Source organism: Vibrio sp. 10N.222.49.C9, assembly GCF_041474985.1.
Lineage (GTDB): Bacteria > Pseudomonadota > Gammaproteobacteria > Enterobacterales > Vibrionaceae > Vibrio > Vibrio crassostreae_C.
This window is the reverse complement of sequence record NZ_JBFRVD010001176.1, coordinates 1-327: the sequence shown is the minus strand read 5'-3', so window position 1 is coordinate 327 and position 327 is coordinate 1. Positions and strand designations below refer to the sequence as shown.

The 327-nt window shown below is 45.3% G+C and carries 1 pseudogene; it reads right to left on the bottom strand.

Going from position 1 to position 327, the window contains the following annotated elements:
* Positions 1–30: 30 nt before the first annotated feature.
* Positions 31–327: pseudogene (locus AB4585_RS27450) on the bottom strand (oxalate:formate antiporter); the annotation flags it as partial.

The following is a 327-nucleotide window of genomic DNA, read 5'->3' as shown; positions in this document are numbered from 1 at the left end:
ATTCTATTGGTATTAAATCAATTGAGAAAATTAAGCAGCAGCAAGCTGTGCAGATTTCTCTTCGCTGATAGGGCGAGTCACTAGAGATAGTGCAACACACACACCCATCATTACAGCAGAGATAGTGTACGCTAGAGTATAACCTTCACCGTGAGTCATTGAGAAACCAACAACTGCCGCGCCGATAGCACCACCGATACCCCATGCAGTGTAAAGAACACCATAGTTAGTACCGTAGTTCTTAAGACCGTAGAATTCAGCAGTGATAGATGGGAATACCGCTAGTAGCGTACCGTAACCTACCGCTGCAATCGCAGTACCCAAGAT